This is a genomic window from Chryseosolibacter histidinae (assembly GCF_018598225.1).
Classification (GTDB): domain Bacteria; phylum Bacteroidota; class Bacteroidia; order Cytophagales; family Cyclobacteriaceae; genus Chryseosolibacter; species Chryseosolibacter histidini.
In genome coordinates this window covers 24102-49648 of sequence record NZ_JAHESF010000002.1, presented here as the reverse complement: position 1 = coordinate 49648, position 25547 = coordinate 24102, and the positions used below count along the sequence as shown (strand labels likewise).

Sequence of the window (25547 nt, the reverse complement as noted above, 5' to 3'; positions counted from 1 at the left end):
GTCAATCACACTATGTGCCATGGGCTATCGACCATGGACCATGGACTAAAAAGATTAACGCCACCATAATCCTCCCATAAACGTCGCTTAATCATAACGTTGTACCTTCAGTCAATTGTTATGACAGGTACTACCTATGGCTGACCAGAAGCTGCTGCGGATCCTGGTTGTGGATGATGACGGCGATATTCTTGACCTCCTAAAATACAACCTCGAGAAAGAAGGCTTCAAGATAAAGACCCTGGCCAACAGCAAAAGAACGATTGCCGTTGCGAAAGAATTCTCCCCCGACCTCATCATACTGGACATCATGATGCCACACCCCAACGGCATCGAGCTCTGCCGCGAGCTTCGCAGCATGAAACGTTTTGAGAACACTTATATCTTCTTCCTTACAGCACGGTCTGAACGTTACTATCAGCAGGCAGCCCTGAACACAGGCGGCGACGATTACATTGAAAAAATGATAGGCCTGCGCGCCCTCACCTACAAGGTAAGCGCTGTGCTGAAGAACAATTTCATCATCCGCAAAAGTATACCTGAGCTCAGCATCGGCAGCCTGAAGATCAACCAGCGATCGGGGGCAGTGTGTTATCAGGATAACCAGATCCTCCTGAGCAGGCCCGAGCTGGAGCTGCTGTTCTTCTTTGCCCAGAACTCCAACAAGGTGATCACGCTGGATAACCTCGTTCACATCATCTGGGGCTCTGAAGTTTACCTGCACGATTCATCCGTTGAGCTCTACATCGATAACCTGAGAAGAAAGATCGGCCTCAACATCATTCAATGCCTGAATGATCACCGGTATAAGTTTATCATCCATTAAAAATGCATGTCCCGCAGATTTCGCAGATAACCGCAGATAAAAACGCATGCAATGATCTCGTTGATCAGCGTGATCTGCGGGAAAAAAAATGCTACAACTCTATTTCCCTACTGTACGCCAGCTTCGAGAACACATCGGCGCTTGGCTTCTTAAACCTGTCTTTGGTGACGGGGTCGCATCCATAGAGTCCGAACCGGTAGGTGGGGCCAAGGCTCCATTCGAAGTTATCCCAGGTGCTCCAGTGGTAATATCCACGCACGTCTACACCTTCCTGGATGGCCTCGTGTACCTGTCCCATGTAATCGTGAATAGCCTGCACGCGTTTGGTGTCATCGCCGGTGCAAATGCCGTTTTCTGTGATGATGATGGGTTTCCTGAACTGCTTCCAGTAGCGGAGCATACATTGCTTCAACCCTTGCGGGTAGTATTCCCACATGTCGTCATGGGGTTTGCCCAGCTTTTTCACTTTTTCAGGTGTGAGCAGATAAGTGATGGGGAAGGGATCGTGGCCTATTCTGGCGTAATAGCTCATGCCGAAGAAATCGGTCTGTTTAAAAAGAGACGGCGCATATTCCATATAGCACCAGTCGATGAACTTTGATGGCAGGTAACCTAATATATTCTCTGGTTCAAAAACGGTGCAGTTGTGCGAGATGCCCACCAGGGTGTTGGGATACTTATCTTTGATATAAGTGTACAGGTGCTCGTGTGCTGCCGCAATGTTTGTGATCACCCTTCTTGCTACGAGCATGTTCCTTCTGAAAGGTGGAAATTCTCCGGCCACCCATCCCATGCTCGTGTACAGGTTGGGCTCGTTGAAGGTATTCCAGCTTGAAACATAACCGCCAAACTCATCCACCACCTTCTTTGCGTAATCTACCCAGAGGGCGATGTTCTCTTTTTTTTGCCAGCCGCCTCGTTCGGCAAACCAGGCTGCGTTGGCAAAGTGATGGAGCACCATCATGATCTGCACGCCGCGCGATGTGAGCTTCTGCAGCAGGCTGTGGTACTCGCGTGTGGTCTCCGGATGCAGTTTTCCGAATGGTTCGCGCTGAAGGCGGCTCCACATCAGGCTCATCCTGTAATTGGGCGCCAGCGAGGCGATGATGGCGATGTCTTCATCATATCTTTTCTCATGGTCTGTGGTGCGGTCAAAAATATGTCCATCGCGGGCGCGTACGTTGTTCCAGTCATGGGCATAGGGCGTTTCGATCTGATAGGCCGAGGTGCTGGTGCCAAAGCGAAAGTTATCCGGAAACACAATTTTCATCGGCCGCAAAGATAGAAAAAGTCCACAGTCGATAGTCCACAGTCCACGGCCGGGAGATGTGACGTCGAATATGCGTACTTCGTATCCCGATAGCTATCGGGACATACCTCGTACTTTAAAGAAGTAGGCAGTAGGCAAATAAACAATAGGCAAACGCGAACTTAATACTGTACAGCCGTGTTCTGTGGATCCCAACACACACGCACATACACGCACTTATCTTTGCCATCACTTACCGTCAAAAAAAAGGCGACTATCGGAGAACGTGCAAAATTTGCACGCAATCGATTTAAATTTCTAAAGTAATCCTTATATTCCGGTAGGAAAGACTCTGTTGGTAATCCGTTGGCTAATACTTTCTGTTAGTCCTATTTCTTTTTTTCTCTAGTGTAGTTGATTGAACCGGGCTTGCATGCCTGGAAGTGTTCCGTATTCAGTTTTGTCGAACATGAATTGCACTTATGTTATACTATTAACCATTTTAATCTAGCCCTATGAAAAGAAAATTACGAATGACATGTGCGATCGCGATGTCGATCGGGTTCAGCTTTCTTCCCGGCGTGATGCGCGCAGGCACCGCGACGGGAAATCATCATGGTGACCCACCATCAGAAATGTCGGGTACCATTCCAGGACATGAATTTACCGCCCCTTCTTCCATGAATTACTTCCAGGAATTTACTATCAAAGGCAGGGTCACGGAAGAGGATGGCCAGGGGATACCCGGCGTGAACGTTCTCCTGAAAGGTACCTCCACCGGAACCACATCAGATGCCAATGGCGATTATACGTTGAACGTTTCCGACAGAACGGGTACACTGGTATTCTCCTTTATCGGCTACACCACGCAGGAAGTGAATATTGACAACCGCACCCAGATTAGCGTAACCCTGTTGGCGGATGTGATCTCGCTTTCAGAGGTTGTGGTAACGGGTTACGGATCTCAATCGAAACGTGATATCACCGGCTCCGTAGCCACCATCGACAACAAACAACTGCTGTCCACACCTTCTACCAACCTGGGGCAGGCTATGCAGGGTAAAGTTGCCGGTGTAACGGTAGGCAATGAGAACAGCCCCGGTGGCGGTGTTATGGTGCGGATCCGCGGCTTCGGTACCATCAACGATAACTCTCCGCTCTACGTGATCGATGGCGTACCCACCAAAGGCAACCTGAACACCCTTAACCTGAACGATATTGAATCCATGCAGATCCTGAAGGATGCCTCGTCTGCATCGATCTACGGTTCACGCGCAGGGAACGGCGTGGTGATCGTCACCACCAAAAAAGGAAAGTCAGGCAAGCCTGTGTTCACCTATGATATGTACGTTGGAACACAGCGGCCGGGCAAGCTCCTGAACATGCTCAACACCAATGAATATGCACAGCTTGTGTGGGAATCGCGAAGAAATGCGGGTGTTGTAGGCACCAACGGAAACCCAACGCATGCACAATTCGGTAACGGCGTTGATCCCGTGATCCCGGATTACATTTTCCCTGCCGGTGCTATGGAAGGAGACCCACGCGTAGCCCAGGATGCCAATGGCAATTATATCAACTACAGCGCGAACATAGACGGTGCCGATTTCAACAAGACCAAATGGCTGATCACCAAGGCGAACAAACAGGGTACAAACTGGCTGGACGAGATCTTTAACCCGGCGCCGATCCAGAACCACCAGATCGGTGTTTCCGGTGGCAATGATGGTGGACGTTATGCCCTGTCACTGAACTATTTCGATCAGAAGGGCCTGATGATCTACACCAATTTCAAACGTTACTCGCTGCGCGCCAATACGGAGTTCAATGTGAACAAACGGATCCGCGTCGGAGAAAATTTTCAGATCGCCTATAGCGAGAGGGTTGCCCAGCCCAACGGCAACAACCACGAAAGCAATCCTACCTCATTTGCATACCGCATTCAGCCGATCGTATCGGTGCACGATGTATCAGGTGTGAACTTTGGCGGTACCCGGGGCACTGACCTCGACAACTCGCGCAACCCCGTGGGCGACCTGTGGCGTAATAAAGACAACATCCAGAAAGAGGTACGTCTCTTCGGAAATGCCTATGCAGAGGTCGATATCCTCGAGAACCTGACCGCCAAGACCAGCTTTGGTGTGGACTACAATCTTTACAACTTCCGCAACTACACCATCCGCGACATCGAATCGGCCGAAGCAAGGGGATCCAACACCCTGCAGACCACCAACAACTATGAATGGACGTGGACGTGGTACAACACGCTGACCTATAGCCTGTCACTGGGCGATGCGCACCGCCTCAATTTCCTGATCGGAACGGAAGCCATCAAGGATTACTTTGAAACGTTCGACGCTCAGCGCACCAATTTTATCAATGACGCCCTCGACAACCGTTACCTGAACGGCGGTGCAGGCGGCCTGACCAATACCGGAACATCTTCCAACTGGGCGCTGGCTTCGGAGTTTGCCAAGGTCAACTATGCGTTGAAAGACAAATACCTGCTGGAAGGAACCATCCGCCGCGACCGTTCTTCACGTTTCGCACCGGAGTTTCGCTCGGCCGTATTCCCTGCTGTGAGTGCCGGCTGGGTATTATCAGAAGAGCGCTTTGCTGACAACTGGAGCTCATGGCTCGACAGGGCGAAGCTTCGCGTGGGTTGGGGACAAACCGGTAACCAGGAGATCGGTAACTACAACCCGTTCACCATGTTCGCGCTCAATCCCATCACATCGTACTATGATCTGAACGGATCACGTTCTTCGGCAATCCCCGGTTATGAGCTCGTCCAGTTCGGATACGTGAAAGCGAAGTGGGAGACCACTACTTCCACCAACATCGGCGCCGATGTGAACCTCTTTGGCGGAAAAGTAGATGCCGCCATCGACTGGTATACGCGCGAGACCTCAGACATGCTGTTCCCCGTGCAGGCTCCCCTCACAGCAGGTGTAGCCACTGTGCCGTTCCAGAACATCGGTTCAATGCGGAACCGCGGTCTGGATCTTTCCCTGAATTACAATGGCCAGGCTATGGGCAGCGATCTGACCTATACCATCGGTGGTAACTTCAGCACCTACCGTAACACCGTGACCCGTACCACTGGCGATGCCAACACACAATACTTCGGCATCAACGACGAACGTATCCAGAACTTCGTGGTAACCCAGCAGAACTACCCCATCTCTTCATTCTTCGGTTATACCATAGACGGTATCTTCCAGTCTGACGATGAAGCAGCAGCAGCGCCCGTGAACAACCTGGGCACCAACCAGAACAGGGCAGGAAGGTTCAAGTTCCGCGATGTGAGTGGCCCCGACGGTGTGCCGGATGGCGTGATCAACACGAAAGACCTGTCCATCATCGGCAACCCGCACCCCGATTTCACTTATGGTATCAACATCAATATCAACTATAAGAACTTCGGGCTGGTGCTGTTCGGCCAGGGTGTGCATGGCAACGACATCTTCAACTATGTGAAGTACTGGACCGACTTCCCCACCTTTGCAGGAAACAGAAGCACCCGCATGTTGTATGAATCATGGAGACCAGGCAAGACAGATGCTGTGCTGCCGCAGCTTACTTCCAGCGACCAGGTCAGCATCCTGCCTTCAACATACTACCTGGAAAGCGGTTCTTATTTCAGGATGAAGAACGTGCAGCTGACATATAACCTGCCGAAGACTTTATTGTCGAAAGTAGGTTTGGGCACTGCCCGCATCTATGTTCAGGCACAGAACCTGTTTACCATCACCAATTATTCGGGCATGGATCCTGAGATCAACCTCCGTACCTACACTTCCGGCAACGACCGGCAGATCGGTGTTGACGGTGGTGCCTACCCGACGGCGAAGCAGTATCTCGTAGGATTGAACTTAAGCTTCTGAGACCGTTTATGTGTTTAGATCATTCACAGAAAAAAATTACAGCGATGAAAAGAACAGCAATCATAAGTAGTATAATCATACTGAGTATGCTCGGCTCATGCTCGGATTCATTCCTCGACGTGAAGCCGAAAGCAGCGCTGATAGGCTCCAGCCTCGAGAACAGGGCTGTGGTGAACGCGCTGCTGGTGGGGGCCTATTCCCTGCTGGATGGCTGGGCAACAGCTGAAGGTGCATACCGCTCATACCAGGTGGGCGCAGATAACTGGGTGTATGGCAGCGTGGCGTCTGATGATGCTTACAAAGGTACGATCGCCGGAGATCAGCCGCCCATCTCGCTTATCGAGCAACACAACATTGCTTCCGATAACATTTACTTCCGCGGCAAATGGCGTGGCATGTACGATGGCATTGCCCGCTGCAACGATGTTTTGCAGATCCTGCCCAAAGCGCTCGATGTAACGGATGCAGAACGTGCACAGATCATTGCCGAAGCGCGGTTCCTGCGCGGCCACTATCATTTCGAGCTGAAGAAGATGTACAACATGGTGCCTTACATCGACGAGACCATCTACGATCCGAATAACCTGGAGAGCACCAAGATCCCCAACGATGTGGATATCTGGCCCAAGATCGAGGCTGACCTGAGGGCTGCCTATGAAGTGCTTCCGCCGAAGCAGACCCAGCCAGGCAGGGCAAGCAAGTGGGCTGCTGCCGCCACGCTGGCAAAAGCACACCTGTTTCAAAAAGAGTATCCTGAAGCCAAGGCGTTGCTCGAAGAGATCAAGAACAGCGGCCAATACAAGCTCGCAGACCGCTATCATGACAACTTCAGGGCGGTGACCAACAACAACGTCGAGTCCATTTTTGAAGTGCAATACTCCGTGAACGACGGCGCTTCTGGTGGTGAGAACGGCAACATCGGTTCAACGCTGAATTACCCTTACGGCGGTGGCGGTGTAACTACCTGCTGCGGATTCTTCCAGCCCTCGCAGAACCTGGTCAACTCCTTCAAGACCGGTGCTGACGGCCTGCCTTTGCTGACCACGTTTAACGATGCCGATGTCACCAGCGACCAGGGCATTGAAGCAACGGCACCCTTTACGCCTTACGCCGGCACACTCGATCCACGCCTCGACTGGACTGTTGGCCGCCGTGGCATCCCTTACCTCGACTGGGGTGTTCACCCGGGCAAGACGTATGTGCGTGATCAATCATACGGTGGCCCTTACTCGCCGAAGAAACACGTGATGTATCGTTCTGATGTAGGCGGTTATACATTCTCTGGTAATCCACGCCTCAACGCCAACAACTACCGCATGATCCGCTATTCTCATGTGCTGCTCTGGCTGGCAGAAATTGCCGTGGAGCAGGATCAGCTTGAAGTTGCACGCGGTTATGTGAACGACATCAGAAGAAGGGCAGCAAATCCCGATGGTTTTGTGAAGACAGCGGCAGGAACTCCCGCGGCCAATTATCTGATCAACGAATACACAACGGTGTGGACAGACAAAGACCTGGCCAGGAAAGCCGTGCAGTTCGAGCAACGCCTGGAGTTTGCCATGGAAGGCCACAGACGTTTCGACCTCGTGCGCTGGGGTATTGCGGCTGAAACCCTCAACGCGTACTACCTGGTGGAAGGTACCAAGCGTGCTTACCTGAAAGGTGTACAGTTCGTGAAAGGCAAGCATGAATACTTCCCTATCCCGTTGCAGGAGATCCTCAACAGCCAGGTGAAAGGGCAGGCTACACTTACGCAGAACTTCGGATATTGATTATTCAGTCGTCGAACGACTACTACAACAAAAAAAGCCGTCTCAAATGAGGCGGCTTTTTTTAGTCGTCGGACCACTGCCGGGCGCGTTGCCGTGGGCGCAGTGGTCTGACGACTATTTATCCGACTATTTCACCAGTCTGAACATTCTGCTCCACCTGATCTTGTGGAGAAGATCCGCTTCCTGGTCAACCGAGAACCAGGTGAACAGCGGTTTGCCTACGATGTGGTCTGCGGGTACAAAGCCCCAGTAACGCGAGTCGAGCGAGTTGTTACGATTATCGCCCATCATAAAATAATAATCCTGTTTGAAAGTATATTCTTTCACAGCTTTTCCGTCGATTGTCAGTGTGTTATCGCTGATCACAACATTGTCGTGATGCTCATACTGGCGGATGGTTTCACCGTACAGGCCAAGCGTTGAATCATTGATGGCGATGGTCATTCCCTCGGCGGGGATGGTGAGCGGTCCATAGTTGTCGCCATTCCAGGCATTGTTCATCGCCGCAGGAAAAATATCCCTGTCGGGTCCATCGTGGGTGGTATAATCATCATCGACAGAAGCGATAAAAGGGGCGGCCTTTACAGTGTTAAGCTGATCGGTAGTGAGCCAGATCTTGTAGATCGCCTTATCGTCTCTGGTTTTCCCCAGGTACATGTAATCATCTGAGTCGAGCCCCAGCTTATCGAGGTTGCGTTTTTTGATCTCGTCCTTTGCAGTAACCAGGTAACTGAACTTCATGCCGGGGTAGGTGCTGAGCGTTTTGCCATTCACGGTAAGCAGGCGGTCTTTGATCACCAGCTGATCGCCGGGCACACCTACACAACGTTTTACATAGAACGTTTTCAGGTCGATGGGCCGCTCTTCTCCTTCGTTCATGCTGGCGGCAGGTGTGTTAAACACTACCACATCTTCTCGTTTTACATGGCTGATGGAAGGCAATCGCCATGAAGGCAGCTGGATCCAGTCGAGGTAGGAGGGGATCTCCGTGCCCCAGATCTTCTGGTGCGTAAGCGGGATCTGCAGGGGTGTTCTGGGGGTACGCGGTCCATAGTGCAGTTTGCTCACAAACAGGTAATCGCCCACCAGCATTGAATTTTCCATTGACGGTGTAGGGATCACAAAAGCTTCCACGGTAGACCAGCGGATCAACGTTGCCACTACCACAGCGAATACGATGGCCTCGCGCCACTCCCGAAGCTTCGACTTCGGCTTCTCCTCTTTCTTTTTCTTCGACAGGAATTTCCAGTTCATAGGCTATGAATTTATACTGGGATTAGTAGGCGGGAGAAGGGATAGAATTACGTGTTTAGGAAGAAATTTTAAAATGTGAACGCCCAATAAATTGAACCGTCATTCTGAACGATGCATGTGGGATGGCTTGCGGGAGTGAAGAATCCCCGGATGACGAAGTGCATATGCAAAGGTAGGTGCTCGAATTAGGTACGCAGTAACGATCAGGGGATCCTTCGCTCGCACACCCCATCACAATACCACCTCTCAGGATGACGGTCTTCGAAGAGAAAATTCCGTGGACCGTGGACTTTTATATAAACTCAACACTTCTTTCAATATTGAATTGACCATCCTCACCGGCACATCCTTATCAGGATCGAATAAGAGGATCTTCATGCGGGCGCGTTTTTCCTGGATCAGCTTTGGGTGGTTGATCTTCTTTCCTTCTACGATGCCAATGTACGGCTGCTTGTACTTTTTGTGAACCCACAGGTAGCAGAACATCTTGCCGTTGTAACAATAGAACGGCATTCCATATTTCCAGGCCTCTGTAACATGCGGGTCTGCTTTCAGAATGTAGTCCCTCAGAAAGAGGAGGCAACTTTTTACAGGCTCTTCCTTTTCCTGAAAATAGTGATCGATGGGTTTAAGCATGCGGGTTTATTCGTGCAATTATATACGATAGAAACCCTCGGACGTTGCCGGCCGCAAATCGCCCGGATCGTTCCAGACCGGACTCAGATGTCCGATACCGGATAGTAACAGGCCTGAAATACCCGTTTTTTAAGCCTGATACTCCAAAAGTCACCTCTGGTGAGATATTTGCCGGAGTCCACATGTTTGATATACACCTTATGTTCAGAAACTACTTCAAGGTCATCTATCGCAATCTCATCCGGCAGAAGACGTACTCCGTCATCAATATCCTGGGGTTATCGGCGGGACTCGCTGTGGCCATGATCATCATGCAGTATGTTAGCTACGAAAAGAGCTATGACCGCTTTCATCACAACAGCGCCAATATCTACCGGGTGGCGCTTGCTTACAGAACAGATTTCGATGCTGCGGCCAACGCGCCCACGGGTGATGCACTGATGCACGAATATGCTGAAGTACGGCGTTATGTACGCATCACGCCGGAGTACGGCAGGGTAGTGCTGAACTATGACGGAAACATCTTCGAGGAGCAGAAGGTCTACTATGCCGATCCCACCTTCTTCACCATGCTCGATTTCAAGCTGATTGCCGGCGATACCAGCACCGCGCTGCGCGAGCCCGGCAGCATTGTGCTTTCCCGTTCCAGCGCAGAGAAGTATTTCGGCACCATGGCACAGTGGAAGGAGAGTCCCCTCAACAAACTCGTGCGGATCAACAACGGAGCGCTGATGAAGGTGACGGGCATCATGGAAGACATCTCTGATAATTCTCACTTCAAGGCCAATGCCATGATCGCGTTTGCAGAGTTCGAACGGCAAAATCCGCAGATCAAAGACCACTGGCAATGGAACGACTTCTATACTTATATCGAACTTGCACCCGGCACTGATTACAAAGCTTTGGAGGCCAAGCTACCTGCTTTTGTGAAGAAGTATATGGTGAAAGATCCGCAGGCAAGACTGATGCTTCAGCCATTGGAAGATATCCACCTGCACTCCAATATCGCATATGAGCTGGATGTGAACGGCAGCGCCCAGTCTGTTTATTTTCTTACGGTGATCTCTGTGATGATCCTGCTCATTGCGTGGGTCAATTACATCAACCTGTCAACCGCACGGGGCGAGGGCAGGAGCAAGGAAGTAAGCATCCGGAAGGTGAATGGCGCCAGCAGGCGTGAGGTGATGATGCAGTTTTTGCTGGAAGCGTTCTACATGAACCTGATCGCCGTTGTTCTCGCCATCGGTATTGTGCAGCTAACCATGCCGTTGCTCGGCGCCCTGCTGGAGAAACCGCTGAAATTCTCACTGCTGTCGGATATGCGATTCCTCGGCGGACTAGGATTGTTGTACCTCGCAGGAAGCCTGTTGTCAGGACTTTACCCGGCCATCATCCTTTCGGCCTTTCAACCGTTGCGTGTATTGAAATCTTCGTCTGCCAGCCTCACCAAAGGTAAATCAGTTTTGCGTCAGGCCCTGGTGGTGTTCCAGTTCATCATGTCTGTGGGGTTGATCACCGGCACCATGATCGTGATGAACCAGATGCAGTACATGCGCACTAAAGACCTGGGCTTTTCTTACGACAAAACACTGATCGTCAATGCACCGAGCACGTTGCAAAACGACACTGTTTTTTTGACTCGTTACCGTTACTTTGCGCAGAAAGCCAAGGAAGATCCGGCCATCGGTGAGATCGCTGTGTCATCGGCTATTCCAGGCAAGTCATACAACGATGTGGACACACACGGTGGCATTGCGTTGTGGGGGAATAATGAGAACGACGCGCGTCTTGCGTTCCTTTCTTACCGTGTGGATGAAAATTTTATCGACGTCTATGGCATGAAGCTGATCGCCGGCCGCAACTTTACGGATGTAGCGGTAAACACAGACAGCTTCCTCATTGTGACCCGCAAAGGTGCTGAGCATTTTGGCTTTAATGATCCGGCCGAGATCATTGGCAAAAAGGTGAATTACTGGGGCAAGAAGAAAGAGATCGTTGGCGTGGTGGAGAACTATCACCATAAGTCGCTCAAGAACAATTTCGAGCCCATGATCTTCAGAAACACTGTCAACGGGCCGCTCTACATATCTTTGAAGCTTTCGTCCACGAATGTTCCGATGCAGCAAGTGATCGGCAGGCTCGAGCAGCATTGGCAGGCGATCTACCCTGAGAATCCCTTCATCTATTCTTTCCTCGATACACATGTAGCGAACCAGTACAAGGCCGATTCACAATTCACCAGGATCTTTACAGTATTCGCATTCTTTTCCATTGCCATCTCATGCCTGGGCCTTTTCGGACTGGTGTCTTATACGGTAACCGTGCGCATCAAGGAGATCGGCATTCGCAAAGTGCTTGGCGCATCGATCACCAACATCATGCTGCTGTTCTCGAAAGATTACGTAACGCTGCTGCTGGTAGCCAGCGTCATCGGCATCCCGGCGGCCTATTACCTGCTGACGATGTGGTTAGAGAATTTTGCCTATCGTGCACCGCTGAGCTGGTGGCTGTTTGCATCACCTGCATTGGTAGTGGGCATCTTCGCCATGATCGCCGTCAGCGGACAGATACTTAAAGCAGCGCTCGTGAACCCGGTGAATACACTGCGGCAGGAGTAGTTGCTTCCTCTCAGATCAAATAAAAACGTCCCGGTGAAAGTCGGGACGTTTTTGCTTTATCAGTTTTCAGTATCTGAAGTTTACCTGGTGTGATCTTTTTTAAGCGACTGAACTTCCTTATCCAGATTTTCAATCTTTTTGTTTGCTTCGATCAAATGCAACGTCAGCTCCTCCACTTTTTTCAGCAATAACAAATTCATCTCTTTCAAATTAAGCCCATTGGCTTCCATCTCTTTAGCCGAAGGCACTTCAGGTAGATGTTTGTTCGCGTTGATGTAAGCTTCAACTTCGGAGAGGGGCAGCAGGTTGTAGTCTTTTTCGAAGACGTAGTCTGGCGGCACAAGTGGACCAGTCATATCAACACGCACTTCGCGGGTGTGGATATCGCCTTTCACAGTTAGCTTCGCGTCTGCGTCTGTGGTTCCAATGCCAATGTTTCCGTTCTGTTTGATCAGCATTTTGACATTGGCAGCCCCGCCTGTTGAGGTTGCGAACAAAAAGTCGTTGGTGTTATAGTCGTTATAGAAGCTCCATTTCAAATCGTCGTTTGATGAAAAACGTAAATAAGGGTTTACACCGGGGGCACGACTCGCAATGTTCAGTACAGTATGCGTTTGAGATCTGAACTCCAGAAACCCATTGGCATTCATGATAATATTTGACTGAGCGCCATTTGCGGTACTAATGCGAAAATCATCATTGGTCTCGTTAAAAATGTTCCATTTCACGGTTCCTGACCTGGCTAAACCGATCTTGCCATTAGTGGTTGTAGTGGTTCCGATCCATGTATCCTGGCTCATGGCAAATTGTGAGCTTATCAACATCGTTGTAAACAGTGCTACCTTAATAAGTTTCATGTGGATTAATTGTTTAGCTTTCTTATTTCGTTCTTTATCACTTCGCTTTCTTTTTTGAGCATTTCATTCTCTTTTTTGATCTCGATCACATGGAGTGTAAGCTCTTCTATCTTTTTCAACAGAATGAGATTCATTTCTTTCAGATTCAGTCCATTGGCTTCCATCTCTTTAGCCGAAGGAACTTCCGGTAAATGTTTGTTGGCATTGATGTAAGCTTCAACTTCAGAGAGGGGCAGGAGATTGTAGTCTTTTTCGAAGACGTAGTCCGGGCCAGGGACGTCCATGTCTACTTTTACTTCCTGGGTGTGGATGTCGCCTTTTACGGCGAGCTTAGCATCAGGAGAAGCGGTACCAATGCCTACGTTGCCATTCCCGGTCAGAACTATTTGATCGTTGTGATGCCCGGCTGTTGAAAAGACTCCATTTCCAATATAAAACCTGAGCCTGGTATTGGCCAATGTTGGACTATTGTCCATTGATATCACCGCATCGTAATTTGTGTTATCGGAACCCAGCACCAGTTTCGAATACTCATTTCCAGAATTAACGAATTTAGCAACGGGTTTGGTGGTTTGCTGAGTTCCCGTTTGAGTGTCCACCACTGCGATCTTGTTCGCCGGATTGGTAAGTCCAATGCCTACATTCCCCGCAGCATCAATGATCATTCTTCCTGTGTTGGAAGTGCCGAACGTCAACGGTTTTGCATTCACGTTGATGATGGCAGCAGAACCTAGCCCTCCGCCGTAGCTCATAGCCGGATCAGCCGGGTAATTGTTATTTCCAAAATAATCAATCTCTAGGCCGTGCGTGTAGTCGGGGCCCTGAACCCTGAGCGAGGTGTAACTGCCCGAAGCAGTTGCAGAATTTCTAACCCGGGTGTTTCCATCGACATCAAGTTTAAACGTAGGGCTGATGCCAATTCCTAATTTGCCGTCGTAGGTCAGTATCATTTTATCGCCGCCTGACCAGAACTTCAGGCTGTTGGAACTGTTAAAGATAGACCAACGCTCTCCTGCTGTAGGCGATTCGACGAATGAAGATGCCGCACGGCTGAGTATTGATAACTCGCCGAGACTACCACTGATAGAAAGGCGTCCTTCATTTTGAGTTGAGGACGATAACGGCCCTACGTTAAGATATTGTTGCGCCTTGAGGGTGCTCGGTAAAAGGCATAATAAACTTGCCCATACGGGCAGCGTAAGCAAGGAGATAATGTGTCTGATCATAGTGAGTATATTTTTATTGTAGTTTGATCTTAGCGGGACTAAGCTATATCCGTCCATTGACAATTTGTGGCAATAACAGGCAGGCTATGTGGAGGCGCTATTTGTAAAGGATAGAAATGAATAGGAAATGACGGAGCAATCCTTTGCGGGATTCTTTAAAGATATTTTCAGCATTTGAGAGGTATAATGGGGTGCGCGAATATACGAATTGCCCAGGCAGGAGCAGGCAGGGCTGTTGAACTTTTTCAAAAACGGCTTGAATACGCCCCGGAAATGAAGAAAAGTTTATGCTAAAGGTATAAATACTAATGTGAAGGGTATCACTGGCCTGCTGCCATACCGTTGCCACGGGCTTAACGAAGTTCAGTACAGGTTCAAGAAAAACGCTATTACGGCATTATATGATGGACAAATTGCCCGAATTTCTCAAAATCTCCTGGCTCCTTGATTCTTACTCCTTACTCCTTAGTTCTCCACCCTCATAGTAATCATAAACCCTCCTGGCGATCTTTGCGATCACCTCTTCCAGCTTGCTGTCTTCTTCGCTGGCCTGAGTGACGTACACCGTAATGGCTATGTGTTTTCCGTCAGGCAACACCATGATGCCCGTATTGTTAACGGCGCCGGCAATGCCTTTATCGTTACGGGCCCCTGTACCCGTTCTGTGGGCAACAACAGTTCCCTGTGGCAGCAAACCTTTTATTCTTTTGCCACCCATAGGCACTTCCAGCATCGCCTTCCAGAGAAAATCGTGGCTTTGTTTTGAGAGGATGTTGCCCTCATGAAAGATCTCGAGTAATTGCGTCATGGCTACAGGAGTGCTCCAGTTATCGAACTGTACATTCCATGACTGGTGCAATTCCCTTTCGGTGTTAATGATGGCGATATCTTTTACACCAAGCCCATGAATGTAACGGTCTGCTGCCGCAGGTCCACCCAGCATGCTGAAGAGAATGTCACAACCCGCGTTATCGCTCTGCGCGGCTGTAAAGTACAGGATCTCGCTCAGGGGAACGTCTACGTTAGCATCAGGATATTTTTTCATCAGCGGGCTCCAGGTGGGAAAATAATCATCTTTGCTCATGTGCACTTTCTGTTCCAGCGAAAGCTTTCCCTTATCCACCTGGTCGAGTATAGCCAATGCCAGTGGAAATTTATAAACACTCTGCATCGGAAAGTGACTGCGGCCATTCACACTTACAGTGTCGTTGTTTTCAAGGTGTTTTATGGCTACACCAACGCTACCACTAATGGAGCTCGCGACCTGCCGGAGCTCTTTCCTGAGTTGGTCTTTTTGGGCGTGGCCAGATTTGGCTATTAGGATAATGATAATGCTGATGAGGTATGTGATACGATGCATGGTTATTTATTTTTTTCAAGTTGCCCGATCCGATCTTCCAGCGCGGTCATCTTTTTTTCCTTTTCGATCAAATGCAGTGTCAGCTCTTCTACTTTCTTGAGTAACAGCAAATTCATCTCTTTCAGGTTAAGCCCATTGGCTTCCATCTCTTTGGCCGATGGCACTTCAGGTAAATGTTTGTTCTCATTGATGTAGGCTTCAACTTCAGAGAGGGAAAGCAGATTGTAATTTTTTTCGAAGACGTAGTCGGGACCTGCGCCCTGGATAAGCTCAACCAGAACCTCTTCTGTACGAATGGTGCCTTTGACGGTAAGTTTATGACTCGGATTTGAAATGCTTCCAATGCCCACATTGCCTGCCGGATTCAGAATAATGCTCCCGATATCAGTAGAAATAATTCCCTGGCTGCCATTGTGGGTCAGTTCCAGGTAACGCCCCCAGTTGTCGGTTCTTCCAAAGATCCTCAGCACAGCATCGTTATTCCTGACCTGACTGAACTGACTATAGAAAGTGAATTGCTTCGAACCTGAATCATCACTGTCGAAAACGAGTTGCGTGTTTCCGACGAATCGCAGCAGCGGACGGTCACCTCCGCCGTCTGTGTCGCGGATCAGTACGCCCGGCGCCCCAGCAGCCTTGATCTCCAGGTTCAATGCAGGTGTCGCAGTTCCGATGCCTACGTTCCCACCATTGATCGAAAAGTTATATCCGTTTTCAAGCGTCAGGCCCAGGGCATCAGTTCTCCATCCCATATATCCCAACCTTGTTCCTGCGCTATTGTGCCAGGCTACATAGGGTACGTTGCTAAAACCTGATTTTGCCTTGAGACTCAGGGAATGCTTGCTGAATATCATTTCTGCATAGGGCGTTGTAACGTTCACCGGGGGATCCTCGGTAGAACTGACAATATGCAGTAAATGTGCAGGGTCTGACTTACCGATGCCCACGTTTCCATTCAAATAATAGACGGGAGAGGTACCCTGCCATTGGGCAAACAAGCCATAAGACTGCAACATTGACCACGTCAGTGCGATAATTGTTTTGTAGTGTGCTCTCATTATTGTGATAGTCTTTCTAAAAAATGGTATTCCTAACTAGATTTGATATAGATGCTATTTAATGGCTGGCGCGGACAATTAGTGACAATGATGCCGGCGTCGAAGAGCGCGCTCCTTACTCCTTAATTCTTACTCCTTACTTCTTCTTATTCTCTTCTGACTCCTGGCTCCTGACTCCTGACTCCTGACTTCTTATTCTACTCCTCCATCTTCTTTGCCACCTTCGCCTGCCTGATCCGGTAGGTCATGGTGAAGTTGATTTGTCTTCGGCGTTGTAAAAAATTACTGTCAGTGTAAAAATTCTCTCCACGGGTGATAGTCCTCATGCGGCGTGAATTGAAGATATCGAGCACGCTGAAGTACAATGTGCCCCTTCCTTTCAGTATATCCTTGCTTGTGGAAAAGTCAGTAAAGTATAACGACTTGCGCCTGCCCTGCGCGGTTTTCTGGGGGGCTTCGTAGTTCGCCCGCAGTTGTATATCGAAGTTGCCAGGCAGGGTGAAGCGTGAGGTCTGGCGGGCAAACCAGCTATAGGTAGTGGCCTTGTAGGTCTCGATGATGTTGCTGCCATCGATATCGGCATGGAAAAAATTAATGTTGAGGTCGAGCTTCCACCACCGGGCGGGAGAATAATCGCCGGTGAGCTCGATGCCGTAAGCGTTCTCCGACTTCAGGTTCTCGGTGATGGTAACAGAGTTGCCTTGGTCGTTCACCGTTCTGATACGGTCTATTTTTCCGTCGGTGCTGCGGTAATAGACAGACGACGAGAGCGATCCTTTTTCAAAATATTTAAGATGACCCACCTCGAATACATTGCTGAACTCCGGGTTGAGGTCAGGGTTGCCACTGAAGAAATTGCGGCTGTCAGAGAAGGTCATGAAGGGACTGAGGTCGTTATAGAACGGCCTGCGCACCCTGCGGCTGTAGCTGAGCTGAACGGCGTTTTCGCGGGGCAGGTCAACAGTGAAGTGCCCGCTCGGAAAAAGGTTGGTATACTTTCTCGGGTTCACTTCGTTGGTTTCGCGTAGCGTTGTTTTTACATCGGTCCACTCTGCGCGCAGGCCAGCCTGGTAAGAGATCTTTTTCTGCTTGTTGCCAAGAATACCGTACACGGCGTGGATGTTCTCATTGTAAACAAAAACGTTGTCGAGCCCTGCCATGGGCACGTACTCACCGGAGGCATTCCGTTCGCTCACCACGTAGTCGTTCACCATGTCGCGGAAGCTGCTGCGCACACCCGTTTCGAACTTACCCTCTTTGCCAATGGGTTGTATGTAGTCGAGCTGGAACAACCAGGTTTTTTCGAATTCATCGTTCAGCGAAGTTTGCACGGTGCCCGCTTCGGTTCCGTCGTTCGCAAAGCGATTTTGCGTAAATAGCTGGTCAGAGCTTTCCCAGTTGTCGAGGAACTTCACTTCGGCAATCAGGTCGTGGTCTTTTTCCCCGAATGATTTTTTGTAGATCAGGGAGTATTCAGAGTTGGGCTCGGTCTCGTCTTCGTCCTGGCGGCGCAGGGTGTAGCTTCGGAGATTGCCTGGGTCATTGAGATAATCCTCATACCGGATGTCGGTGATGCGGTTCACATCGCTTCTCCTGAAGAGGTATGAGCCGGTGAGGATGCTTGTTTCGGTGAAATAAAAATCAAGGCCGCCACGGATGTTGTTATTGAAGCCCGTGATGCTGTTCTTGTTACTTTGTTTCAGTATGAAGAGCGAATCTTCACCGTTCACTTCCTGGTAGAGCTTGCCGGTGCCGGGTGTTACGCGGTAGGCAATGCCATAGTTGATGAAGAAGTTCACTTTTTTGTGGCGGTAGTTAAGGTTGGCGGCCCCGCCGAAGTTGGTAGGTGTGCCGGTGATGAGCTCGAACGAGCCATTGAAACCCTGGTTCCTTTCTTTTTTGAGCACAATGTTGATGATGCCGGCCATGCCTTCGGCCTCGTAGCGGGCAGAGGGATTGGTGATCACCTCCACACGTTCTATCATGCTCGCCTGCAGCTGTTGCAGCCCGCTTCCACCCTTGAAGCTGACGAGCCCGGAAGGTTTTCCGTCAATGAGAATACGCACGTTATCGCTTCCTCGCAGCTTGATGTTGCCTTCGGGATCTACCGATACAGAAGGCACGTTCATGAGCACGTCTGTGGCTGATCCCCCGGTATTGGCGAGGTCCTGCCCCACGTTGAAGATCTTCTTGTCCAGCGAAAGCTGCATCATGCTTTTTTGCGCTTCCACCGTCACCTCTTTCAGCGTGCTGGTATTGGCCGAAAGCCGTATGATGCCCAGGTCATGTTCGGGAGTGGCTGCTGACAATATAAACGAGCTGCTTGTGTAAGCCCCGTATCCCATAAATTCAACTTCGCTATAATAATGTCCGAAGGGTAAGGTGATGGAAAAGGCCCCGGCCTCTGACGTGATGTTGCCGTTCACAAGTTTTTTCTCCGCTGCGCTGAATACCCTGATGCTAGCAAAACCCAGTGGTGTGGCAGAAAGCGAATCGAGCACCTGGCCTTTCAGCGTTGCCTTATTGTCGCTTTGCGCTGCCACCTGCTGGAGTGACAACAGCGTAAAAACAAGAATAATAACATTGAAATACGGCAGGGTCTTACAGATACGATGGTTCATGACAGATCAGCAGTGATGAGGGTGATGGTCCTGTTTAACAAGGTCGTATCTATTGACGGGAATAAAAAGCACAATTTTATTAAAAACCCTATTTTTTTGATGAGCAATGTGGCACTACGCGTTTATCAGAGCGGGTTGGCACGCAATTGATCTGCTAGTTTGAAAGTCTTCTCCGGAGTGAAATCATCATCGCCATGGGCGACACCATTGATCTCGATATTTTCACACAGTGTTTCAGGAACCTGTTCAGGGAGGCGCCATTTTCGGCTGCTTTATTCGCGGGCGATGATCTTGTTATCGAGATGGCCAATGAAGCTTCCTTGAAGCTCTGGGGAAAAGACAGCAGCATCATCGGCAAGAAGTTGCTGGAGGGCATGCCTGAAGTGAAGGACCAGTACCTGTACGAGATCCTGCGGGATGTTTATGCTACCGGCGAGACCTATGAGGGAAACGAAAGGAGCGTTTACATAGAAATAGGGGGTGTGCTGAAAAAACATTATGTGAATCTTGTTTACAAGGCCATCCGCGATGAAGATAATAAGATCATGGGTGTTCTTGGCGTGGGTTATGATGTTACGGACCAGGTAACATCGCGGCTGAAGCTACAGGAGTTGGAAGAGCGCACCCGGCTGGCCATTGAATCCACAGGGTTGGGCACTTTTGACCTGAACTATAAGACGGGAGATATTTTCACCTCCGAGCGGTTTGGCGAGATCTTCGGTTACGCCGAACCCCGGCCTCGTTCAGATTACATTGCGAGGGTTCATCCGGAAGACCGGGCCAGGAGAGAAGCCGCCCAGCAGAAAGCGCTCAAGACAGGAAAGCTTTTTTATGAAGTCCGCCTGCTGATGCCCGACGGCTCTATCCGCTGGGTAAGGATCAATGGCGCGGTGATCTTCGATGAAGCAAGGTCTCCCGTCCGCCTCATTGGTACTGTGCTTGACATGACAGACGAAAAGCAGGCGATCAGTAAATTGCAGGAAAGCGAAGAGCGGTTCCGTACGTTGATCACCGAAACTCCCGAAGTAGGTGTGGGCCTTTATCTTGGCCGGGAAATTCGCATACAGTATGTGAACGATGTGATGCTGCACTTTTGGGGTAAAGATCATTCGGTGATCGGAAAAACGATGCTGCAGGCACTTCCTGAACTGGAGGGTCAGCCATTTCTGGAGCAGCTCGATCAGGTATTTACCACCGGTGTTCCGTTTACGGGAAAAGGTGTGGCAGCATGGCTCGAGTCGGGTGGTAAACTGAACAAGCGATATTTTAATTATACCTACAAGGCTTTGCGCGATCACAGTGGCGAGATCTATGCCATCCATCACATGGCCATTGATGTTACCGAGCAGGTCACCAATAAGCTCGAAGTAGAAAAGAACGAAAAGCGTTTACAGGACATGGCCAATTCCATGCCGCAGCTGGTTTGGATCGCCAATGAGGAGGGGGCCGTTACCTATTACAACAACAGGATCAACGAGTTTGCCGGCGCAAAAAAAAGTGAGAACGGCATCTGGAGCTGGCAGGGTATGATCCATCCTGACGACTTCCGGTCAACGATCCATGCCTGGCATAACGCTGTGAAGAACCTTACTATCTACCAGGTAGAGCATCGCATACTGATGAGGGATGGAACTTACCGGTGGCATTTAAGCCGGGCCTATGCTTACCAGGGCGAAGGTGATGGCGGCATCAAGTGGTATGGAACAGCTACCGATGTGCACGACCAGAAAGTGATGGAGATGAACCTGGAAAAATCGGTGCGTGAGCGGACGCTGGAATTGCAACGCTCAAACGACGACCTGCAGCAATTTGCGCATGTTGCCAGCCACGACCTCAAAGAGCCGATCCGCAAGATCAAAACTTTCAGTCACAGGCTGAGAGATGAATATCAAACCTCGCTGGGCGACAAGGGTAACACATTCGTGAGCAAGATCATCCAATCCACCGACCGCATGTATTCGATGATCAATGGCGTGCTTAACTATTCTGCCATGTCATCTACGGCTGGCCCCATGGAGATAGTGGATCTCAATTCGGTGATCAGGAGCATACAGACTGACCTGGAGATCCTGATACACGATAAGAAGGCAACCATCATCTTCCATGGGCTGCCCCTGATCAAGGGTTTGCCAGACCTGATCTATCAGTTGTTTTATAACCTGATCAACAATTCGCTTAAGTTTTCAAAAGAGAATGTTGCCGCAGAGATCGCGATCACCAGCAACCAGGTAGAGGCCAACGGTATCAGGTATGCCGAGATAGTGCTTACCGACAACGGAATAGGATTCGATGAGGACCATGCCGAGCAGATCTTCGTTACCTTCTTCCGTCTTAACTCCAAAGATAAATATGAAGGCACCGGGCTTGGCCTGGCGTTGTGTAAAAAGATCGTGGAGCGCCATGGCGGTACCATCTATGCCAGGGGACAGAAAGACAAGGGCGCCCAGTTTGTGATCTTGCTTCCGGAATAACATGGGCAAAACAGTTCTTTTAGCGGATGATGACGCCGATGATGCAGAGATCTTCCAGGAGACACTGGGGGAGGTAGATCCTTCCGCCAGGCTTCACAGGGTGGAAAGCGGGGCTGCCATACTGCAATATCTGAAAGACAACATCAAGCCCGATATTATTTTTATGGATCTCAACATGCCGCTGATGAACGGATGGCAATGTCTCGCCAAACTGAAGAACACCAAAGGCCTCGAAGACATCCCCGTAGTTATTTATACAACGTCATCCAATCCCCGCGACCGTGAGATCGCCCAGACGCTGAATGCCCATGGACTGATCACTAAACCCACGGATCATAAAGTACTGAAAAAGGTGCTGCAGATCATCCTTCCAAACCTTAATACCGTGCAGCTGAAAGAGGCTATTAGGGAAGCTTATACCCTTTCAAAGGATTAGAGATTCCACGGTCTACCGTTGATGGATCAACCCTTTGAGGGTTTTCCAAGAGCATCATCATTATTATGGTGGGCACGCACTTGCATAACCCTCAGAGGGTTTGGCATCCCATTTGAATTGACTGGCAAAGTTGATACTTTTATCTGGCGAAAATAGCGCCCGGCAAAAGATCCACTCCAACTAACCCCGCTATGAACCTAACCCCAGGTGCGACAAGTATTGTCTGCATGTTGTCAATTGTTATTTTGTCAACTGTCAACTGTTTCACTGCATTGGCCCAGGAACCTGCACCGAAGCGTGTTATGGTGGAGATCCAGAAAAAGGATGCCACAACGCTCAAAGGAAAGTTGCTGGGCATCGCCCGTGATACTGTCAGATTTCTCGATGCCGATAATCGTGAGCGAAGAATTGCCATGAAGGATATCCGTAACATCGAATATGTAGATAGCCTTAGCGTGAGAAGTCAGTGGTTCGATTCTCCAAACACCACCCGTTATCTGCTTACCAATTCGGGTGTTCCGCTGCGAAAAAAAGACATTGTAATTCAGGCTACTTACGTTGTACTGGCCTCTGTTCAGTATGGCCTGAGCGATCGGGTGTCCATCGGTGGCGGCACTGAACTGTTTACGCACAGCACCTATTACCTGAACACAAAAGTAAACCTGGTCAATCATGCGAAGTACAAGTTCTCGGCGGGCGCAAGCTATTATCGCCTGCCGAAGGAATTTCTGACAGATGTTTACAATGATGACATCAGGAACCTCGGGATGTTGACGGCGGCCAGCACCTGGGGAGGAGAGAACCATCACCTCACGCTGGGCGCAGGTTACATTGTTACAGAAGGAACACTCACACCACCCATTGTAACGCTGAGCGGCACCACGCGGATCGGGAAACATTTCGGACTGGTGACCGAGAACTGGTTTCTCTTTGTAGGCGAAAAGCAGGTGGAGCTCCCCGTGCTCTTGTCGTTGGGCCTGCGATATATCAGCAAACGCAGCTCGCTCGATTTCGCATTATTCACCGATCACAAGTTCAATGACCTCAACATGTTTCCCTATGTTGGTTATGCACTTCGACTGAGGAAATAGTAGGCAGTAGGCAATCCCGGTAGCTATCGGGACGATTGCAGGCGATCGGGCAGTAGGCAAGTACGTCGGCACTTTCAACCAGCGGTATTCACTCCATGCATTTTGCAATGTTAATCGTAGCACTGGTCTCCAATTTCAACGCCAACACGTTGCTTACTGCCCTTTGCCTACTGCCTATTTTTTTTGGGGAGTGTGGAACGATGACACCGCAAAATTTCGCGGCCGCTGCCACAGATCGGTATAAAAGACAAAGCCCCAACCTAAAGACTGGGGCTTTGGTTAATCTCTTTCCTTTCGCTGGCATTGCCCAGAGCAAGTTTTAAGGATATGTTCTCAGGTCTTACGACCACTCCTAAAGAGGCTAACACACCTATTGCTAAAATTATTATGCCATCGAATGGAGATGTTGCACAGCGCCGCTTTGCAGAAGATAAAATTTGTCTTTGCAATTTATACTGTTGCCTACTGCTGCCGACAACTATCGGCGTCGCCAACTGCTTACTGTTTGTGGCCGTGCGACGGAATAATTATTTAGCGGGAGCAGTGAAAAAAGAATCCCTATGGAAACTATCGCTATGGACAAGAGAGCGCAGACATTGGATGATTTCTTCGCCCGCTATGAAGCCAGGTTCAACGATGCGATAACCGGACAAGAAACCAATGTTGACGAAACTGCCGATGCCTTTGCAGAACAGTTTATCGAGGCCAGCCCGAGAGGCGTTATTGCCGGTGCCAATGACGCCCGGTTCAGGGATGTGATCCCGCAGGGTTGGGAATTCTACCAGAAGATCGGCGTTCAGTCCATGAACATCCGGTCAAAGGATATCATCATGCTCGATGAGATGCATGCCATGGTAAGGGTGCAGTGGAATTGTGCCTTCACCAGGAGAGACAATAGCAAAGGTGATATCTCATTTGAAGTGATCTACATGGTGCAGCTCCGCAAGGAAGGTCCTAAGATCTTTGCTTACGTCACAGGCGATGAACACAAGGCTCTGAGCGAAGAAGGACTGATCTGATCGTGCCTTCGCCTTCTCATAAATTACAACGGTAACCGAAAGCCGAAAACAGGCAGCTCGCCCTGCATGAAGTCCAGGTCTTGTGACCGTTTAAAACCCATGCGCTCATACATCTTCCACGCAGTTTGCATCGCCATGGTGGTATGAATGATCAGTTGACGAAGCTTTTGCGCGCTGGCTTTTTTTATGCACGCATTGGTAAGCAGCTTGCCAACGCCCTGGCCCCTGGCAGCCTGATCAACGGCCAGCAGTCTGAAGCCCGCCGAGTTTTGCTCTTGCGTGGCAGTTCCGCCGGATCCGTAGAATTGCATATCGCCAAAATAAACAACCGCACCGGCGATCCTGTTCTCCACGGAAACGGCTACAAGGATCTCGGTATACGGCTTAGCAGTGAGCTCGCCCACGTTGGCAAGCATCCGGTAATAATTCGGTTGCTCCGATTCCTTGGGAAACCCTTCGAGCTGCGAATAGGTCTGAACCATAAGCTTGCCGATCTCCATAAATTCAGAAGGTTGCGCGTTTCTCACGCTGTACGGTTTGTTCATAAGGTTCAAAGATAGGTTTTCCTGTCTTCTTTTCCTTCACGTTAACCGCGTGAGCCTGCATTTTGAAACTTTCCTAACCTTCGCCACGGGTGGGCTGAAGCATTATTTCACGCGTGTTTCCGTCCTGGTTTTTTCAGCACCATTCCGGTTCCAGCATGACTGCAGTGGATGTCCAATGATATACAGGATCAGCAGCACGATAAGAATATAGTCGGGTGTTCTTTCACTGATATGTTTCATGCCTGTTTCAGCTGCGCCCGCTGCGGATCAGCTACCTCCTCCTTTACCAAAGTGTTGTTTACAAACTGCATTTCTTTTACCAGGTTGTGATGTTCATCATACACGTAAAAATAACCTTCGCGCATATCGCTGGCGTAGTGCCCTTCACTCATCAGGCTGCCATTGATGTGGTACGACCTGTAGTCGCCATGGAGCTTGCCGTGCAGATAATGCTCTTCGATGGCCAGCTCGCCCGTATCATAGAAGTATTTCCATCGGCCATGCTTGAGGTTGTTGAGGTAAAAACCTTCGCTCACCAGCACGGCATTCTTGTTGAATTGTTTCCATTTGCCGTTTCTCGCCTTCTTTCGGCTGAGTCTTTCAAAAAATTTCTTCATCATA

The 25547-nt window shown here is 49.7% G+C and carries 19 protein-coding genes and 1 riboswitch; of the genes, 8 read left to right on the top strand and 11 right to left on the bottom strand.

Annotated features, from left to right (window positions below; genetic code table 11):
* Positions 1-136: 136 nt before the first annotated feature.
* On the top strand, positions 137-826 hold the full coding sequence (locus tag KK083_RS01865) for a response regulator transcription factor (RefSeq protein ID WP_254160096.1): 690 nt from the start codon (positions 137-139) through the stop codon (positions 824-826).
* Between the two features lie 91 nt (positions 827-917).
* Here the strand turns inward: KK083_RS01865 and KK083_RS01860 are convergent, their stop codons facing one another.
* Positions 918-2096, bottom strand: a complete 1179-nt coding sequence (locus tag KK083_RS01860) for a glycoside hydrolase family 1 protein (RefSeq protein WP_254160094.1) — start codon at positions 2094-2096, stop codon at positions 918-920.
* Positions 2097-2755: 659 nt separating this feature from the next.
* Here KK083_RS01860 and KK083_RS01855 point away from each other — a divergent pair.
* Both KK083_RS01855 and KK083_RS01850 read left to right on the top strand, forming a co-directional pair.
* Positions 2756-5962 carry a SusC/RagA family TonB-linked outer membrane protein gene (locus KK083_RS01855; RefSeq protein WP_438834717.1) on the top strand — a complete coding sequence of 1069 codons (3207 nt, stop codon included), beginning with the start codon at positions 2756-2758 and terminating at the stop codon, positions 5960-5962.
* Positions 5963-6048: 86 nt separating this feature from the next.
* The gene (locus tag KK083_RS01850) at positions 6049-7734 is read left to right on the top strand and encodes a RagB/SusD family nutrient uptake outer membrane protein (RefSeq protein ID WP_438834716.1); all 1686 of its coding nucleotides are present in this window, start codon (positions 6049-6051) and stop codon (positions 7732-7734) included.
* A gap of 126 nt (positions 7735-7860) precedes the next feature.
* Here KK083_RS01850 and lepB read toward each other — a convergent pair whose 3' ends face one another.
* A complete protein-coding gene (lepB, locus tag KK083_RS01845) occupies positions 7861-8988 on the bottom strand; it encodes a signal peptidase I (RefSeq protein ID WP_254160088.1) in 1128 nt (375 codons plus the stop codon).
* 246 nt (positions 8989-9234) lie between these two features.
* Positions 9235-9624 (bottom strand): DUF1801 domain-containing protein, encoded by a 390-nt coding sequence (locus tag KK083_RS01840; protein WP_254160086.1) that lies wholly within the window; start codon positions 9622-9624, stop codon positions 9235-9237.
* A gap of 200 nt (positions 9625-9824) precedes the next feature.
* Here KK083_RS01840 and KK083_RS01835 point away from each other — a divergent pair, with 200 nt between their 5' ends.
* On the top strand, positions 9825-12242 hold the full coding sequence (locus KK083_RS01835) for an ABC transporter permease (protein WP_254160084.1): 2418 nt from the start codon (positions 9825-9827) through the stop codon (positions 12240-12242).
* 80 nt (positions 12243-12322) lie between these two features.
* Here the strand turns inward: KK083_RS01835 and KK083_RS01830 are convergent, their stop codons facing one another.
* From KK083_RS01830 to KK083_RS01810, 5 genes are all read right to left on the bottom strand, one after another.
* The gene (locus KK083_RS01830; protein ID WP_254160082.1) at positions 12323-13099 is read right to left on the bottom strand and encodes a tail fiber protein; all 777 of its coding nucleotides are present in this window, start codon (positions 13097-13099) and stop codon (positions 12323-12325) included.
* A gap of 5 nt (positions 13100-13104) precedes the next feature.
* Entirely contained in the window at positions 13105-14325 is a 1221-nt protein-coding gene (locus tag KK083_RS01825; RefSeq protein ID WP_254160080.1) for a hypothetical protein, read from the bottom strand.
* 451 nt (positions 14326-14776) lie between these two features.
* Entirely contained in the window at positions 14777-15685 is a 909-nt protein-coding gene (gene bla / locus KK083_RS01820) for a class A beta-lactamase, subclass A2 (RefSeq protein ID WP_254160078.1), read from the bottom strand.
* Between the two features lie 2 nt (positions 15686-15687).
* Positions 15688-16743, bottom strand: coding sequence for a hypothetical protein (locus tag KK083_RS01815; protein ID WP_254160076.1), 1056 nt, complete (start codon positions 16741-16743; stop codon positions 15688-15690).
* Between the two features lie 197 nt (positions 16744-16940).
* Complete coding sequence (locus tag KK083_RS01810) at positions 16941-19364, bottom strand: TonB-dependent receptor (RefSeq protein WP_254160074.1); 2424 nt, start codon at positions 19362-19364, stop codon at positions 16941-16943.
* A 194-nt stretch (positions 19365-19558) separates the two neighbouring features.
* Here KK083_RS01810 and KK083_RS01805 point away from each other — a divergent pair, with 194 nt between their 5' ends.
* The 4 genes from KK083_RS01805 (at position 19559) to KK083_RS01790 (ending at position 24381) form a co-directional block, all read left to right on the top strand.
* Positions 19559-21835, top strand: a complete 2277-nt coding sequence (locus KK083_RS01805) for a PAS domain-containing sensor histidine kinase (RefSeq protein ID WP_254160072.1) — start codon at positions 19559-19561, stop codon at positions 21833-21835.
* A 1-nt stretch (position 21836) separates the two neighbouring features.
* Complete coding sequence (locus KK083_RS01800) at positions 21837-22271, top strand: response regulator (RefSeq protein ID WP_254160070.1); 435 nt, start codon at positions 21837-21839, stop codon at positions 22269-22271.
* Positions 22272-22462: 191 nt separating this feature from the next.
* A complete protein-coding gene (locus KK083_RS01795; protein WP_254160068.1) occupies positions 22463-23362 on the top strand; it encodes a hypothetical protein in 900 nt (299 codons plus the stop codon).
* 271 nt (positions 23363-23633) lie between these two features.
* Positions 23634-23726, bottom strand: a riboswitch (TPP riboswitch).
* A gap of 196 nt (positions 23727-23922) precedes the next feature.
* Positions 23923-24381, top strand: a complete 459-nt coding sequence (locus KK083_RS01790) for a DUF6841 family protein (RefSeq protein WP_254160066.1) — start codon at positions 23923-23925, stop codon at positions 24379-24381.
* A gap of 23 nt (positions 24382-24404) precedes the next feature.
* Here KK083_RS01790 and KK083_RS01785 read toward each other — a convergent pair whose 3' ends face one another.
* From KK083_RS01785 to KK083_RS01775, 3 genes are all read right to left on the bottom strand, one after another.
* A complete protein-coding gene (locus KK083_RS01785) occupies positions 24405-24926 on the bottom strand; it encodes a GNAT family N-acetyltransferase (protein WP_254160058.1) in 522 nt (173 codons plus the stop codon).
* Between the two features lie 102 nt (positions 24927-25028).
* Complete coding sequence (locus KK083_RS01780; RefSeq protein WP_254160056.1) at positions 25029-25166, bottom strand: hypothetical protein; 138 nt, start codon at positions 25164-25166, stop codon at positions 25029-25031.
* Positions 25163-25546 carry a toxin-antitoxin system YwqK family antitoxin gene (locus KK083_RS01775; protein ID WP_254160054.1) on the bottom strand — a complete coding sequence of 128 codons (384 nt, stop codon included), beginning with the start codon at positions 25544-25546 and terminating at the stop codon, positions 25163-25165. Before KK083_RS01775 ends, KK083_RS01780 begins: the two co-directional genes overlap by 4 nt.
* Position 25547: the final 1 nt, after the last annotated feature.